The organism is Phytohabitans sp. LJ34 (assembly GCF_052068095.1).
Lineage (GTDB): Bacteria > Actinomycetota > Actinomycetes > Mycobacteriales > Micromonosporaceae > Phytohabitans.
Genome location: NZ_JBQHDG010000005.1, coordinates 83,724 through 98,322, shown reverse-complemented (window position 1 = coordinate 98,322; position 14,599 = coordinate 83,724). Strand labels below are relative to the sequence as shown.

Here is a 14,599-nt window from a genome sequence, read left to right as displayed (position 1 = left end):
TACGCGCGCGGCGCGGGGCCAAAGGCGCGGCCGATCACGGACTTTCCCGCCGTTGGTGGTCGAAAGTGCCCGACAGCTCCGCCCAGACGCTCTGCCCGAGGCCGTCTCGGTCGACGCCCCAGCAGTCGGAGAGGGCGGCCACGATGCTCAACCCGCGCCCGTCGACGGCGTCGGTGGCGATCGCCCGGATGCGTGGCGGCTCGGCCGCGCCGCCGTCGGTAACCCGCACCTCGACGGTGTCGTGGTCGACCTCGGCCTCGGAGCCGGCCGGCCGCAGCCGCCAGGCCACCCGCACCACCCCGCCGGGCAGCGGGTTGGCGTGGCGCACCGCATTGCCGACGAGCTCGGCCAGCACGGCGACGGCGTCGGCGAGGAGAGCGGGATGCACCGCGTCACGAAGCTCGTTGGTGAGGCGTTGCCGGGCTATGCGCGCGCCGCGGGGGTGATGTGGGATGACTACGCACCAGGCTCGCTCGGCCAGTGCCATCGACACCATCGTGCCTCCTGCCCTCACCTATCCGCGCGGGAGTCGCACCTCTGCGACGGTACCGCCCCCCTGACGGGGTCGGAGGGATACCCACCCGTTTTGCCGCTCGACAATTCTTCTAACGAGATAGAGGCCCAAACCGGTGCCTGGATACCTCCTCCGGTCTCCCTGCTCTCCCTGCCAGAAGCGATCGAACGCCCGCTCGACGTGCTCCGGTCGTACCCCGATGCCGCGGTCGCTAACCCGGAATACCACGGTGCGTTCCTCCGCCTGGGCGGTGACCTCCACGAGGGTGCCGGGATTCGAGTACTTCTCCGCGTTGGTGGCCAGCTCGGTGAGGACCGTCGTCATGCTGGCCCGGTCGCCGAACGCCTTGGGCAGGTCGTCGGGAAGCGCGAGGGTGAGGCGCCGACGCAGGTCGGCGGGGAGGGCGCTCGCCGCCGTGCGCAGGGCATCGACGAGGTCGAACGGCGTGGGCGGCGCCGCGCCCACCTGACCACCGTCGTTGGCGGCGGAGAGCAGCCGGTCGACGAGGCGGGCCAGCTCGCCCGCCCGCAGCCCGATCACGCGGGCCGCCTCCAGCCGGTCGAGCTCCGAAAGCGACTCCCAGTGATTACTGAGCGTGTCGGCGTATCCCTTGATGACGGTGACCGGTGTGCGCAGCTCGTGACTGGTCACCGCCACGAAGAGGTCGCGGTCGTGATCACGCTGATATTGGTCCGTGGTGTCACGGAAGGTGACCACACGCGACTCGGGCGCCCCCGGCAGCTCGCCCGCGGCCACCTTGAGTCGGCGGCCGTCGTCGAGCCGGTGGTCGATCACCTGGCCGGGCGCGGGCAGCGGAAACGGCAGCCGCTCGCCGAGCATCTTCTCCGCGGGAAAGCCGGTGACCTGCTCGGCCGACGGGTTCCACAGGCGGATGCGCAGGTCGCGGTCGACCACCGCGAGGCCGTCGGCGAGCGCGGCCACCACCGGCCCGTTGCCGTGCACGGGAAGGCCGGCCTGGTCGCCGTAGAGGTGGGCGATGCAGCTCGCCAGGTAGACCATCAGCGAGTGGTCGTCGGCCGTCGCGGTGCCGTCGGGATCGGCGAAGAAGGCGTGCAGGCTGCCGATCGTCGTGCCGCTGATGTCGGTGCGCGCGTGGATGACGCGGTGGAGCCCGCGGGAGCGCAGCTGGAGGGTGAAGCCGGCCTCGAACGCGTCGGCCGGCAGCTCGCTGGTCTGCGGCCCGGCCAGCAGCCGCGCGTTTGCCGGGGCGGTGGGGTCGACCGGGCGGCCCAGCGTCCAGCCGGTGGCACCGCTGGCGGCGATGACCCGCCCGCCGGAAGGGCCGTACTCCACGAAGGTCATGCCGTCGGCGTGCAGTGCCCGCTGGCCGAGGCCCAGCAGGTGGCCGACCACCGGCAGCCCGGACACGCCGGAATTGGCCGTCTCGATGACGTCGGCCTGGCCGGCGATCAGAGCGGCGTAGTCAGGGCGCTCCGGCATGCCCCGAGTCTGCCCTGTGGGACTCCCATTTCGCTATCACCGCGCTTTCTGGATCCCACACCGTGTCCGTCCCGGTCTCGACACGGTGGGTGCTCAGAGCACGCGGGCCGGCTGCCCGACCTCGCTCACGAGCTCACGCCCGCTGGCGGCCCAGTCCTGCATGCCGCCGTCGAGGTTGCTCACGTTTTCCCAGCCGTTGCCCAGTAGGTAGGCCACCACCTGCCCGGAACGCCCACCGGAGCGGCACACCACGACGATGTCGCCCTCGGTGGGCAGCTCGGAGAGGCGGGCAGGGATGTCCATCATCGGCATGTGGTGGGCGCCGGGCGCGTGGCCGGCCTCCCACTCGTCAGGCTCACGCACGTCGAGCAGATACGCACCGGCGGGGATCTCCGCCGTGGAAACCGTGGGAATGTGAGGTCCGAACACGTCGCCACTCTATCTAGAGTTTGTTGATCCACTTCGGGTTGGCAGTGGCCCATCCGGCGACTTCCGCGCGTGACAACGCCGCGAAGAGGCCCGGCGCGGGGTCGTCCAGCAGCGCGTAGGAGACGCCGCCGATCATCTCCGGGTGGGCCGGCACCTGGAGTCCCACCAGGTCACCCGCTCCCAACCCGCGCAGCGCGAAGACAAGATCCTCCACGGGTACACCGTTGGTGTCCACGGTCAGCGAGGCACCGACCGCCCGCACCAGCTGGTCGATCTTGAGCGGGTTGGTGACAAGGCCACGGTCGGACACCTTCACCATGATCGCCTTGAGCAGCTGCTGGTGGTGCCGCTGCCGGTCGAAGTCACCGGCCGGCAGGTCGTACCGTTGGCGGGCGTAGTCGAGCGCCACCGCGCCGCTCATCTGCTGGCAGCCAACGGTGAAGAGGCGGCCGGTGTGTATCGAGCGGGTGCGCGTGTCGACGCACATCGTCACCCCGCCGAGCAGGTCGACCACCCGCCGAAAGCCGGAGAAGTCGATGATCGCGGCTCCGTCGAAGTTGACGCCGGTCAGCTGGGTCACCGTGGCGGAGAGCAGCGGCACCCGCCCGTACGAGAAGGCCGCATTGATCTTGTCAGTCCCATGGCCGGCGATCGGCACGCGCAGGTCACGCGGGATCGAGATCAGGTAGGCCTGATCCAGCCCGGCCGGGATGTGCGCGATCACGATCGTGTCTGCCCGCTGGCCCTCGGACGGATTGTTCGCCCGGAGGTCGGAGCCGACGAGCAGGTAGTTGAGCGGCCCCTGCACGGCCGTCCGCCGCTGCCGCGCCGCCTCGTCGAGCAGCCGCTCCTGTGCGATCGAACGCTCGTACCGCGACACGAGCACCCGCAGCCCCACGATGCCCACCGCGGACACCAGCAGCAGGGCCAGCCCGATGCCGAGGACCACCTTCGCCCAGCGCGGAGCGGGCGGCCGACCGGGCGACTCCGGGGCCGTAGCTTCCCGCTCGATGGTGGACGTGGCTCCTCCCAGACCCGGCGGTGGTCTCTTGACTCAGCCTAAGGTCGGATTTGCCAGGAGGGCCCCAATTACCCCGATCTAGTGCCGCCCGCGACCGTCTTCCGGATCAGGACCGACGGTCAGGCGCGCTGTCGCCTGCCTCGACTTCATTGATCGGCGCACAGGTCGGCCACACGCCAATAGATCGCGGGCCCTCGCTGCCCCTCTGGGGGCAGTTACATACCACGATCGCTCGCCTGCCTAGGTCTTGGCGATGAACTGGGGGTTGCTGATCACGAAGTCGGCCAGGCGGCCGTCGCGGACGGCGGCGAGCATCTGCATCGACTGCTCGCTGAGCTGCTCGAAGTCCTGGCCGTTGACCTTCTGCGTGTTGAACTTGCCGGCGTTGGTCTTGATCAGCACCAGGTCGTTGGCGGCCACGCCGCGCAGGGTGAAGATGAAGTCTTCGACCGGGATGCCCTGGGTGTCCAGCACGAAGGCCTTGCCCGCGGCCTTGATGACGTTGTTGAGCTTGAGCGGGTTGGTGATCACGCCCTTGCTCGTCGCCTCCTTGGCGATGGCCTTGATGAGCTGCTGCTGGTGGCGCTGCCGCCCGTAGTCGCCGTCGGAGAGGCTCTTGCGGATGCGGGCGTAGTCGAGGGCCAGCTCGGCGGACATCCGGCGGCAGCCCTTCTCGTGTACGACCGGCTTGGCGCCTGGCGGCAGGTCCTGGATGCCGACGCCCTCCTTGTACCAGAGCTTGTAGATCTTGCCCTTCTTGTCGATGCCCAGGTGGATCGACTCGGCGCGCTCGTCGACGCACATGTTGACGCCGCCCAGCGTCTTGACCACCGACTCGAAGCCGGCGAAGTCGATGATCGCCGCGCCGTTGAACTTGATGCCGGTGAGCGAGTGGACGGTCTGTGCCAGCGAGTCGACGCCGCGGGCGCGCTTTTCCAGCTCGGTGCCGGGGCCCTGGTAGCCGTACGAGAAGGCGGAGTTGATCTTTTCGGTCGAGCCGCCGAAGCCGGTCTTCGGGTACGCGGGGATCTGTACGCGCCAGTCACGCGGGATGGAGACCAGGTAAGCCTGGTCGTGCGATTCCGGGATGTGCAGCACGACGATGGTGTCGGCCAGCACGCTGGTCTCGGAGCTGCCCCTCGCGCGGGCGTCGATGCCCACCAGCAGGAGGTTGACCGCGCCCTTGATGTTGTTGCCACCGGGGCCGGCGGCCGCGGCGGCGCCGCCGAGGAGGTTGGTGGTCTCGATGTTGGAGGTGGCGTTGCCGATGACGACGCGGGCGCCGACGATAGCGGTGCCGCTCACCATCATGAGCACCGCGCCGAAGATGACGGTCAGGCGTGCCCACAGTGGATCCCGCCGGCGTTTGCGCGGGGTGGTGACGTCCGTTACGGGGCGCCTCTGGCCGCGCTCCACCTGCATCCTTGGGTCCGATCGCCGGGGGTCAGGTCCAGCGGGCAAGATACAGCCACTGGAGATATGGAAGGTTAACAGCAGATGGCGTAGCCGGAAACATCCGGCTACGCCACCAACGGTTGTCGATCAACTACCCTGCTTGGGGGCTGGTGAGGCGTTGGCCGCGGCCCACTCCTCCATCTTGTCGTTGGCCATCGCCTGGTACATGGCCAGGGCCTTTTCCTTGTCGGAGACCACTACCGACTCGCCGTTGATCGTGTCGCTGCCCTTGTGCGGGCTGGTGAAGAACTTGAGGTTGTCACCCCGGAGGCTGCGGAACTGAAGCGCCATGTCCACAAGCGAGAAACCCTCGTCGACCGTCACCGCGTCGGTCGTCGCCTTGAGGAACGAGTTGAGCTTCTTCGGGTTGGTCAGCGTGCCCGTGCTCGCCGCCTTGTCCATCAGCGCCTTCAGGAACTCCTGCTGGTGACGCACCCTGGCGAAGTCGCCGTCCGGGAACTGCTTGCGCTGGCGAACCCAGTCGAGCGCCTGGTCGCCGTTCATGTGCTGCACGCCCTTGTGGAACGTGCGGTACGGCTTGTGGATCGAGGTGATCGTGCGCTCCACCTTGAGGTCGACCCCGCCGAGCGCGTCGGTGACCTCCTTGAAGCCGCCGAAGTCGATCGCCATCACGTGGTCGATGTGGACATCGCTGAAGCACTCGACCGTGCGTACCGCCAACGGGAGGCCGCCGAACGCGAAGGCTGCGTTGATCTTCGCGCGCTGGCCGCTGCCGCAGTCGGCGCCCGCGCTCTCCGGGATGGGCACGTAGAGGTCGCGGGGGATGGAGACCAGGTAGGCCTCTTTGTGGCTGGCCGGGATGTGCATGAGGATGATCGTGTCGGCGCGCCACTCGCTGCTCTGGTCGACCTTGGCGTCGGGGTCGCGGGAGTCGCTGCCCACCATCAGGATGTTGAGCGTGCCGTCGACCGTCTTGGCCGGCCGGCCGCCGGTGATCTCCGAAAACGGGTCGGTGCGGGCCAGGTCGTCATCGAGGTTGTTGACGTACGCCCAGAGGCCGAGCCCGCCCAGCAGACCGAGCACCAGGACCGCGATGCCGGCCAGGAGCGCGATGCGGCCCCAGCGGGGACGCAGGCGGGGCCGCCGGCCGCCCGGGTAGACCGGGCCGCCCGGCCCACCGGGACCGCCCGGGCCGCCAGGCCCCCGGCCGCCGTATCCCGACGAGCGCGCCGGTGGCTGCCCCGGGGCAGCCGAGCCAGGCACGTGGGCCCGGCCGGAGATTCGTCCCGAATCGGGCTGGTTCATGCCCGGTACGGACGCCCGGCCGGAGCTGCCGCCGTAGGAAGACCTGGTCGCTGTCATGTAAGCCAGGGTAGGTCGGGAAGGCGAGTCTGCCTTTCAGCCAACGCCGACGGCGGCACAAAGACGGGAGTCAGCCCACCCGCTTCGCGCTGGGCTAGCCCACCCGCTGCGCACTGAGCTTGCCGACTCGCTGCGCGAAGTGCTCGATCGTGCGGCGCAGCCCCTCCTCGACCCCCACACGCGGGGTGAAGCCGAGCCGGGTGCGGGCGAGGGTCAGGTCGGGCCGGCGCATCTCCGGGTCGTCGGCGGTGCGCGGCACGTACGAGATCACGGACTCGCTGCCGGTGAGCCGGATGATCAGCTCGGCGAGCTCGCGCATCGAGAACTCGTCTTCGGTGCCGCAGTTGATCGGCCCGGTCTCGGTCGAGTCGAGGAGCAGCAGGATGCCGCGGACCAGGTCGTCGACGTAGCAGATCGAGCGGGTCTGCGTGCCGGTGCCGTGCAGCGTGATCGGCTCGCCGCGCAGCGCCTGGGTGATGAACGTCGGCACCGCCCGCCCGTCGTCCGGCCGCATCCGTGGCCCGTACGTATTGAAGATCCGCACGATGCCCACGTCGAGCCCGTGGTGGCGCTGGTAGGCCATCGTCGCGGCCTCGGCGAAGCGCTTGGACTCGTCGTACACGCTGCGCACACCGACTGGGTTGACGTTGCCCCAGTACGACTCGGGCTGGGGGTGCACCTTCGGGTCGCCATACGCCTCGGACGTGGAGGCCAGGATGAAGCGGGCGCCGTCCTTGAACGCGCGGTCGAGCAGCAGGAGCGTGGCCTGGGAGCCGACCCGGAGGATCTCGATCGGCAGCGTGGTGAAGTCGGTCGGGCTAGCCGGCGAGGCCATGTGCAGGATCGCGTCGAAGCGCTGGGCGATCGCCGGATGGTGGTCGGGGAGCCCGTCGGCCACGTCTGCCTCGACGAGCGTGAAGTCTGGATGCTCGGCCAGGTGGGCCACGTTGTCCTTGGTCCCGGTCACGAAGTTGTCGACCGCCACCACCGCGCAGCCGCGCGCCAGCAGCGCGTCGACCAGGTGCGACGGGACAAACCCCGCACCCCCGGTGACGAGGACGCGGTGACCTGCTCCGAATCGCGGGACTACGACCATGAGCGCAAGCCTACCGATTGATACCCACCGCCTTGTCCCTACGTACCCCACGATGGCAGCGGGAACCTCGGACGGGACGGACCCGCGCGGCTGTGGGCAGGCCGCGCGGGTCCGTCAGGAACGCCGGTGGATCAGTGCGCGCCCGCACCGGTGAGGGAGCGCACCTCCAGCTCGGCGTATTTCTGCTCGTCGGTCTCCTTCGAGATGAGCGTGCCGATCCAGCCGCAGAGGAAGCCGACCGGGATCGAGATGATGCCGGGGTTGTTCAACGGGAACCACTGCCAGTCGGAGTTCTTGAACATCGAGGTCGGAGCCCCCGACACGACCGGCGAGAAGAACACGAGCACCACGGCGGCGATCAAACCGCCGTAGATCGCCCACGTCGCCCCGGAGGTGTTGAACCGCTTCCAGAAGAGGCTGTACAGGATGGCCGGCAGGTTGCCGGAGGCCGCCACCGCGAACGCGAGCGCGACCAGGAAGGCCACGTTCAGGCTCTGTGCGAAGAGGGCCAGCACGATCGAGATCGCGCCGATGCCGAACGCGGAGATCCGGGCCACGTTCACTTCCTGCTTTTCCGAGGTCTGGCCCCTCTTGATCACGTTGGCGTAGAAGTCGTGCGCGAGGCTCGACGACGACGCCAGCGTCAGGCCGGCCACCACCGCCAGGATCGTGGCGAAGGCGACCGCGGCGATGACCGCGAGGAGCACCGCACCACCCGTGTCGCCACCGAAGAAGTCGACGCCCAGGGCCTCGGCGAGCTGGGGTGCGGCCGTGTTGCCGGCCGCGTCCTGCTCACGGATCGCCGCGCCACCGACCAGGGCCGCCGCGCCGAAGCCGAGCGCGAGGGTGAAGAGGTAGAAGGTGCCGATGATGCCGATCGCCCACAGCACGCTCTTACGGGCCGCGCGCGCCGTCGGCACGGTGTAGAAGCGGATCAGGATGTGCGGCAGGCCGGCTGTGCCGAGCACCAGCGCGATGCCCAGCGAGAAGAGGTCGACCTTGTTGTAGAAGGTCTGCTTCGCGTTGTCGGCGACCTCCACGCCGTACCGCAGGCCCGGCTCGAGGAAGGCCTCGCCCTTGCCGGACTGGTCCGCGGCGGCGCCGAGCAGCGAGGAGAGGTTGAAGTTGAACTTCGCCATCACCAGGACCGTCATCAGCGCCGCGCCGCTCATCAGCAGGAACGCCTTGACGATCTGGACGTACGTGGTGCCCTTCATCCCGCCGACCGTGACGTAGACGATCATGAGGGCGCCGACCAGGATGATCGTGGCGATCTTGGCGGCGTCGGCGTCCATGCCGAGGAAGGTCGTGCCGGGGCGGATGCCGAGCAGCAGCGCGACGAGCGCGCCCGCGCCGACCATCTGGGCGATCAGGTAGAAGATCGACACCGTGATCGTGGAGACCGCGGCCGCCGTGCGCACCGGGCGCTGGCGCATCCGGAACGCGAGCACGTCGGCCATCGTGTACTTGCCCGAGTTGCGCAGGAGCTCGGCGACCAGCAGCAGCGCGACCAGCCACGCCACGAGGAAGCCGATCGAGTACAGGAAGCCGTCGTACCCGTACAGCGCGATGAGGCCGGCGATGCCGAGGAACGACGCGGCCGACATGTAGTCGCCGCCGATCGCCATGCCGTTCTGGAAGCCGGAGAAGGACCGGCCGCCGGCGTAGAAGTCGGTCGCCGTCTTGGTCTGGCGGCTCGCCCACACGGTGATCGCGAGGGTGATGGCCACGAAGACCAGGAACAGCGTGATCGTCAGCGTGCGGGCGGTGTTGTCACCGGCCTCGGCCGCGAGGAAGGCGGAGGGACTCATGCGGCGTCTCCCTTCTCCCTGAGCTCGTGGGCGATCTTGTCGGCGATCGGGTCGACCTGGCGGCTCGCGAAGCGCGAGTACAGCCAGGCGATCACGAACGTGGACACGAACTGGAGGAGGCCGAAGACGAGCGCCACGTTGATGTGGCCGACGACCTTGGTGTCCATGAAGCCGCGTGCGTAGGCGGACAGGATCACGTAAAGCGCGTACCAGAGAAAGAAGGCCACGGTCATCGGGAAGATGAAGCCGCGCAGAGTCTTGCGCAACCTCGTGAAGTCCTCCGACCGCTGGACCTCGACGTACCGCTCGGCGTCCGAGGTGGCGGGAGCGGGGATATCCGTCGTCATGCGAAGTTCACCACCTTCACAGGCGTAGGCGGGTGTCGGCAGGACCGTAAGAACGGCGGTACGACGAAGGAAGTCGTGATCGCGATCACGGTCGTCGATTGCGCCGAACGGTTGTCTGCCTGCGCCGAGTGACGTGGATCACGCCGGTAACCGGTTAGCCCAGCTCCCGGTAGCGCCCGCGGAAGTGGATCAAGGGGGAGTCGTCCGGCCCGACCTCGATCGCCTCGATCGTCGCCTCCACCAGCAGCCCCCAGCCGAACTCGCGCGCGCTGTCCAGCCGGCAGCCCACCCAGGTGCCCACGTCGGCGGGCACCGGCCCGTACGGCGTTTCGATCCAGCCGTCATCCCGGAAGAGGCCACCGGGTGCGGGCAGGATGCCGGCGAAGCGGTCGGCGAGCTGCTTGTGCCCCGCGGCCAGCGGTGCGACCGCGAACCGCCCGGCCGCGCTGGCCGCGGCCCAGAGGTCCGACTCGTCGTCGACGACGCCGAGCAGGCGGCCCGGCTCGCCGCCGGCCACCAGCGTGGACGAGACGGTGAGGCCCGCGGGGCCGGGCGCGGTCCAGAGCGTCACCGTCGAGGCGATGCGCCCACGCAGCCGCCGCACGGGTGAGCGGGCCTCGCCGGGCGTCGCGAAGGGGTCGGTGCCGTGGATCCGCGCGCCGGGCTCGGGAAGGCTCACTGTGCCTCCTGGTTCGCTCGCTCGTGCGGCGCTGAAGGCGACGTCTTCCTCCGCCGCCCCGAAACCCCGACTTCGTCGGCGGGGCGGCTCCGTCCAGACGCCGCCGCGCCAACTCGCTCCCTCACCTGCTCATCTTCGTTCATTCGCCGTTACGCCTCTCGTTAACCCCGTCCTCCTACCTTGCCGGCCATGAAGGCAAGGATCGGGGCGTCAGCGCTGGTGGTGGCGTTCCTCGCGGGTTGTGGATCGGGGCCGGCGGCCGTGCCGGTCGAGGAGCGACTGCCCCCGCCGCGCCCGGTCGGCGTCCAGGATCCCGCGCCGGAGACGAGCGGCTCGCCGGAAGAGGGCGGGTGTGACCCACGAGCCAGCTACCGGCCGCGCGGCGGCCTACCCGCCCCGGGCGCCATGCCCGCCGGCTCCGCGATGGCGAAGATCGCCGAGCGCGGCCACCTCGTCATCGGCGTCAGCCAGACCACCTACCTCTTCGGCTACCGCGATCCCGACTCGGGGCAGCTCGTGGGCGTCGACATCGACATCGCCAGGGAGATCTCCAAGGCGCTCTTCGGCGACCCCAACAAGATCCGCTTCCGCTCGATGGCCGCCGCCGAGCGCATCCCGGCGATCAAGGCCGGCGAGGTCGACATGATCATCCGGACCACGTCGATGAACTGCGAGCGGTGGCGCGAGGTCGCCTTCTCCACCTCTTACTACGAGGCACAGCAGCGGGTGCTCGTGCGCGGCGACTCGAAGGTACGCGGCATCCAGGACCTGGGCGGCAAGAAGGTCTGCGCCGCGGCCGGCAGCTCCGACATTGCCAACATCGCCGGCGCGCCATCCAAGCCGATCCCGGTCGCCGCCGTCGAGGTGCTCGACTGCCTGGTGCTGCTCCAGCAGGGCCAGGTCGACGCCATCTCCAACGACGACGCCCAGCTGGCCGGCTTCGTCGCGCAGGACCCCACGACCCGCGTGGTCGGTCCGGCGATCCGGGTCGAGCCGTACGGCATCATGATGTCCCAGTCCACAGTGGATCTCATCCGCTTCGTCAACGGGGTGCTCGACCGCATGCGCTCCGACGGCAGGCTGACCGCGATCTACCAGAGGTGGCTCACCTCACTCGGCGACGTGCCGACTCCGCCGCGGGCTGTTTACCGCGATTGATTTGAGCTACCGCGGCTTACCGCGATTGATTTGAGCTACCGCGGCGTCCGTCGTGGTCGCGGTCCGTTGCTCCCGCGGCCTCACCCGTTCGCTGTGTGTTGCGCTTACCCCTTTGACCGCCTCTGGCAGGAGCGCTCCGACCATCAGGATGGCAGGCGAGTGGTGCTGGTCGGTCGCTTGAGCTTTCGTTGCGCCGAGTAACCGGTGCGGCGGTGTGAGCCGCCCTCGGGTCGAGATAGCTTGTCCGCTTGCTCTGCGGGTTCGGCTTCGCTTGTGGTTGCGGTTAGTGCGGGGCCTCGGGCTCCGGCCGGGCCGTCCCGGCTTGTTCACCCTTCTTGCTGGGTGGCACGGCTCGGGCTTCGCCCGCTGGCTGCGGCAAGAGGCGGGGCCGGCCGAAGGGGCCATGACCGGTTTCAGCCGACTACTTGCAGGCAGATCTCTCCAGGTCCGCGTCAGCGGTGAACCGTAAGTTCCCGGCGGGCAAGGGTCCGGTCTGGCCATCGGGCTATCAGTTACACGGCGTCACCGGCCGGGATCGGGGGCTTTGAGATCTAGGACAGTTAGGGTTGAAATGGCGCCCTAACTCTCCAAAGATCTCGAATCTTGTGCCGCTCGCGCCGTTGCGGCGGTTACTCGCGGCGACGAAGCCCCGGTTGTTGGCGGGATCGTCGATCCGAGAGCAGACATTGTGGACAGGGACGACCGCGGCCCAGCGGCGGATGGGGTGAAGCCGCGGCTGCGGCGGTCCGGCTACGTTTACGGGCCCACGGTGGCAGCGGCATTCTGCCCCTTTGACCTTCGCGGTCCTTGGGGTTGGTTGTGTGACGCGGAGGGTTAGGCCGCGGGAGCAGCGGTCCGGACCAGCGCGGACGTCGCGGTAGCTCGGATCTGTCTCAGCGGTTTGGGGTGATCGTCTGGAGGAGTTCGGGCATCTGGCGGTCGAGCATGTCGCCGACCATGTAGGTGCCCAGCCAGGCCGCGCCCGCGCCGTACGCGAGGCCGATCGGTGCGGCCAGCCACAGCCAGGCCGGCGCGTCGCCGGCGAGGGCGGTGACCACCACGATCGGGATCGACACGGCCGCGGCGCCGATCAGCCCGAGGATGCTGAGCAGGCTCTTCGCCACGCCGGAGCCGGTGTTGATCGCGAACGGGTTGGACGTCTCGGGTAGTGCGTACGCGCCGTGCAGTGACACGAAGAGGTTGACCGCCAGCCCCGAGCCGTACGCGGCGGCGAGCGAGCCGATCATCACGCCGATCCAGGACGGCTCGCGCAGGAACACGGCCACGATCGCGGCGATCACGAGCAGCAGCGGCCCGAGGTACGTGGTGAACGCGGTCAGCCGTGCGCGCAGCTCGACCGCGCCTGGTACGCCGGCCACCACGTTCGCCGCGTAGGCGCTGCCGTCGTAGCCGAACTGGTTGGCCAGCGTGGCGGCGCCCAGAACGCCGACGAAGACCATGATCAAGCTGATGACGACCGGGTGGGCGCTGCCGGAGCTCAGGCCGCCGGAGCCGATGTTGACCATCACGGGCATGATCACGCCGATCACCGCGAACGTGATGAGGCCGGCCCGCCGGCGCGCGTCTCGCCACCAGTAGCGGGCCTCGCGGGCGACCAGCGCGCCGTATCGGGTGCGCGGCAGCCACGGCATGCTCCGCGGGAAGAGCTGCGCCACCGCGGAGGCTCCCGCGGGGACGGCGGTGCGGGCCGGGCCGGCGTTTTCGGCGCCGACCATCGCCGACTCCAGCGTCCGCGACCACCACCACAGCAGCAGGGCGATGGTCGCGGCCGTGATGAGGAGCTTCAGTGGGGCGGCCCACGCGCGCCCCTCCGCGATGTCGACGCCTACCGTGTACGGCGCAGCGAGCGGGGTCCAGCCCAGCACGCGGGCCGGGCCGCGCAGCCGCTCCCAGTCCGCGTTTTCGGCCAGGGCCATCGCGCCGATCTGCACCGGGCCGAGCAGTGCGGCCAGGCAGGCGAGCAGGATCGCGGCGAGGTCGCGTACCTTGCGGGAGCGCAGCATCGTGGCGAACGCGCTGGTCACCGCCCGGCTTGCCGCGACGCAGAGGAGCAGGCCGGCGGCGACGCCCAAGGCCTGCACCAGGGCCGCGCTCCACCCGCCGAGCAGGGCGGCCGTGATGACGAGCCCGGTCGTCGCCACGGCCGCGGCGAACGCGGGGATGCCGACCAGCGCCGCGGCGAGCAAGCCGGTGACGAGCGTGCGGCGGCGCACCGGCAGCAGCGCGAACCGCGCCGGGTCGAGCGTCTCGTCGACGCCGAAGAGGATCAGCGGCAGGAGCACCCAGCTGACCACGAGCACCGCGCCGCCCAGTGCCGAGGCAAGCACCGCCGCGTCGAGGTCGCCGGCGAGGCCGGGCGCGGCGAGCAGGAGCAGGGCGGTCACCGACCACCACAGCCCGACGACCAGGCCGATCATGAAGAGCGCGATGCGCCACCCCTTGCCGCGCATGTTGTTGGCCATCACGCGCAGCTTGAGCCGGATGAAGAGGGTCACCGGCGGCTGGTGCTGGTCTAGAGCCACGCCAGCTCCTCACCCGTCGACGTACGTCCGCCGACCACCTCGACGAACACGTCCTCCAGCGACCTGTCGCCGCGTACCTCGCTGAGCGTGCCGACCCGCTTGATCGCGCCCTCGGCCATGATCGCGACGTGCGTGCAGAGGCGCTCGACGACCTCCATCACGTGGCTGGAGAAGATGACCGTGCCGCCACCCGCCACGTACCGCTGGAGGATGTCGCGGATCAGCGCCGCCGACACCGGGTCGACCGCCTCGAACGGCTCGTCGAGCACGAGCAGCCTGGGCGCGTGCAGCAGCGCGCAGGCGAGGCCGATCTTCTTCTTCATGCCGGCCGAGTAGTCGACCACCAGCGTGCGGCCGGCGTCCGCCAGCGCGAGCACGTCGAGCAGCTCCCGCGCCCGCTGGTCGACCACCGCGGGGTCCATCCCGCGGAGCAGCCCGTGGTAGGCGAGCAGCTCGGCGCCGCTCAGCCGGTCGAAGAGCCGCACCCCGTCGGGCAGCACACCGAGCAGCGCCTTGGCCCGCACCGGATCGGACCACACGTCGTGCCCCTGCACCCAGGCCGTACCGGCGTCCGGCCGCAGCAGGCCAACCGCCATGGAGAGCGTGGTGGTCTTGCCGGCGCCGTTGGGGCCGAGCAGCCCGTAGAAGGAGCCGGCCGGCACGTCGAGGTCGACGCCGGCCACGGCCACCTTCGCGTCGAACCGCTTGACCAGCCCCCGGACCGCCAGCGCGGCATGCTCAACAGTCGTCACTTACCCGACG

12 protein-coding genes and 1 pseudogene are annotated in these 14,599 nt (G+C 69.7%); 1 reads left to right on the top strand and 12 read right to left on the bottom strand.

Going from position 1 to position 14,599, the window contains the following annotated elements; translation table 11 throughout:
• Positions 1 to 34: 34 nt before the first annotated feature.
• The 10 genes and pseudogenes from ACTMTJ_RS10465 to ACTMTJ_RS10420 form a co-directional block, all read right to left on the bottom strand.
• Entirely contained in the window at positions 35 to 496 is a 462-nt protein-coding gene (locus ACTMTJ_RS10465) for an ATP-binding protein (RefSeq protein WP_441215954.1), read from the bottom strand.
• Between the two features lie 18 nt (positions 497 to 514).
• Positions 515 to 1,975: an ATP-binding protein gene (locus ACTMTJ_RS10460; protein WP_441215953.1), complete on the bottom strand. Its 1,461-nt coding sequence runs from the start codon at positions 1,973 to 1,975 to the stop codon at positions 515 to 517.
• 93 nt (positions 1,976 to 2,068) lie between these two features.
• Positions 2,069 to 2,404 carry a rhodanese-like domain-containing protein gene (locus ACTMTJ_RS10455; protein ID WP_441215952.1) on the bottom strand — a complete coding sequence of 112 codons (336 nt, stop codon included), beginning with the start codon at positions 2,402 to 2,404 and terminating at the stop codon, positions 2,069 to 2,071.
• Positions 2,405 to 2,417: 13 nt separating this feature from the next.
• Positions 2,418 to 3,353 carry an LCP family protein gene (locus ACTMTJ_RS10450; protein ID WP_441215951.1) on the bottom strand — a complete coding sequence of 312 codons (936 nt, stop codon included), beginning with the start codon at positions 3,351 to 3,353 and terminating at the stop codon, positions 2,418 to 2,420.
• A gap of 312 nt (positions 3,354 to 3,665) precedes the next feature.
• On the bottom strand, positions 3,666 to 4,841 hold the full coding sequence (locus ACTMTJ_RS10445; RefSeq protein ID WP_441215950.1) for an LCP family protein: 1,176 nt from the start codon (positions 4,839 to 4,841) through the stop codon (positions 3,666 to 3,668).
• A gap of 126 nt (positions 4,842 to 4,967) precedes the next feature.
• Positions 4,968 to 6,203 (bottom strand): LCP family protein, encoded by a 1,236-nt coding sequence (locus tag ACTMTJ_RS10440; protein WP_441215949.1) that lies wholly within the window; start codon positions 6,201 to 6,203, stop codon positions 4,968 to 4,970.
• 94 nt (positions 6,204 to 6,297) lie between these two features.
• Positions 6,298 to 7,299 (bottom strand): UDP-glucuronic acid decarboxylase family protein, encoded by a 1,002-nt coding sequence (locus ACTMTJ_RS10435; protein ID WP_441215948.1) that lies wholly within the window; start codon positions 7,297 to 7,299, stop codon positions 6,298 to 6,300.
• 131 nt (positions 7,300 to 7,430) lie between these two features.
• A complete protein-coding gene (locus tag ACTMTJ_RS10430; RefSeq protein WP_441215947.1) occupies positions 7,431 to 9,110 on the bottom strand; it encodes a solute symporter family protein in 1,680 nt (559 codons plus the stop codon).
• Positions 9,107 to 9,457, bottom strand: a complete 351-nt coding sequence (locus ACTMTJ_RS10425; protein ID WP_441215946.1) for a DUF485 domain-containing protein — start codon at positions 9,455 to 9,457, stop codon at positions 9,107 to 9,109. The genes ACTMTJ_RS10430 and ACTMTJ_RS10425 overlap by 4 nt, the downstream gene beginning before the upstream one ends.
• Positions 9,458 to 9,611: 154 nt before the next feature.
• A pseudogene (locus tag ACTMTJ_RS10420) lies at positions 9,612 to 10,124 on the bottom strand (flavin reductase family protein); the annotation flags it as partial.
• A 201-nt stretch (positions 10,125 to 10,325) separates the two neighbouring features.
• Here ACTMTJ_RS10420 and ACTMTJ_RS10415 point away from each other — a divergent pair.
• Entirely contained in the window at positions 10,326 to 11,294 is a 969-nt protein-coding gene (locus tag ACTMTJ_RS10415) for a glutamate ABC transporter substrate-binding protein (protein WP_441215945.1), read from the top strand.
• An 893-nt stretch (positions 11,295 to 12,187) separates the two neighbouring features.
• Here the strand turns inward: ACTMTJ_RS10415 and ACTMTJ_RS10410 are convergent.
• A complete protein-coding gene (locus tag ACTMTJ_RS10410) occupies positions 12,188 to 13,837 on the bottom strand; it encodes an ABC transporter permease (RefSeq protein WP_441215944.1) in 1,650 nt (549 codons plus the stop codon).
• Complete coding sequence (locus ACTMTJ_RS10405; RefSeq protein ID WP_441215943.1) at positions 13,828 to 14,589, bottom strand: ABC transporter ATP-binding protein; 762 nt, start codon at positions 14,587 to 14,589, stop codon at positions 13,828 to 13,830. The genes ACTMTJ_RS10410 and ACTMTJ_RS10405 overlap by 10 nt, the downstream gene beginning before the upstream one ends.
• Between the last annotated feature and the right edge of the window lie 10 nt (positions 14,590 to 14,599).

Bases quoted from the DNA above. Each gene is read 5' to 3' on its own strand.
- ACTMTJ_RS10465 (WP_441215954.1), bottom strand. From the start codon at position 496: ATGGTGTCGATGGCACTGGCCGAGCGAGCCTGGTGCGTAGTCATCCCA.
- ACTMTJ_RS10460 (WP_441215953.1), bottom strand. From the start codon at position 1,975: ATGCCGGAGCGCCCTGACTACGCCGCTCTGATCGCCGGCCAGGCCGAC.
- ACTMTJ_RS10440 (WP_441215949.1), bottom strand. From the start codon at position 6,203: ATGACAGCGACCAGGTCTTCCTACGGCGGCAGCTCCGGCCGGGCGTCC.
- ACTMTJ_RS10435 (WP_441215948.1), bottom strand. From the start codon at position 7,299: ATGGTCGTAGTCCCGCGATTCGGAGCAGGTCACCGCGTCCTCGTCACC.
- ACTMTJ_RS10430 (WP_441215947.1), bottom strand. From the start codon at position 9,110: ATGAGTCCCTCCGCCTTCCTCGCGGCCGAGGCCGGTGACAACACCGCC.
- ACTMTJ_RS10425 (WP_441215946.1), bottom strand. From the start codon at position 9,457: ATGACGACGGATATCCCCGCTCCCGCCACCTCGGACGCCGAGCGGTAC.
- ACTMTJ_RS10415 (WP_441215945.1), top strand. From the start codon at position 10,326: ATGAAGGCAAGGATCGGGGCGTCAGCGCTGGTGGTGGCGTTCCTCGCG.